At 44.2% G+C, this 665-nt stretch carries 1 pseudogene; it reads right to left on the bottom strand.

Annotation, left to right across the window (positions count from 1 at the left end):
- Positions 1 to 665, bottom strand: a pseudogene (locus R8O11_RS28275) (response regulator); the annotation flags it as partial.

The following is a 665-nucleotide window of genomic DNA, read 5'->3' as shown; positions in this document are numbered from 1 at the left end:
AACTCACCAAAAAAAGCTAATAGCGGAAGGGCTTGTTTCAATAATGCTATCGGCATTTGTGTTGGAATATCGTAAAAGTAACTCAATGACTCTAGCAATTTTAGGTGCGCTTCTGCCGCGCGAGACTCGACGAGAAGTAGCTTGCACTGCATGAGCTGCTTAAAAGCTAATAGATTGACTTGCTGCTCTTTACCCAACTGCTTTTGCGTGAGTAAACAGAGTTCATTCAGTTGAACAAGCACTTTCCTCTTGGTATGAATATGAGTAAGCGTTTTAAAATGGTCGCTGACTAAATCAACGTAAGAAGAAAGGACATTAAGCCATTGGGCATCGGTTTGTGATAAATGGGCTGCATAGGTACGGCCTAGCTCATAGAGATCTTCAAACAGGCCCAACTTGGCAGTAATTCGGGATGCTGAGAGAAAGCGAGAACCATTACTTGGCGTGAGCGAAAAAGCTCTTTTTGCCAAACAGAGCGCATGTCGTTGTTGCCCCAAGCTTTCATAAAGACCGATCAAACTGTCAATGGCAGCCAAGCAGAGCGGATTCCGAGTTACATAATCAGCCAGAACTTTGACTGCTTCAGATATGTGCCCTTGATGATGCAACAAAAACGCCGTCGCACACACTTTACTTGCATGCTCTTTCTGACTGCAGAGAGGTAA

This window comes from Vibrio sp. 1288 (assembly GCF_033344475.1).
Note: the sequence above shows the minus strand (reverse complement) of the source record. Positions and strands in the feature narration are given on the sequence as shown.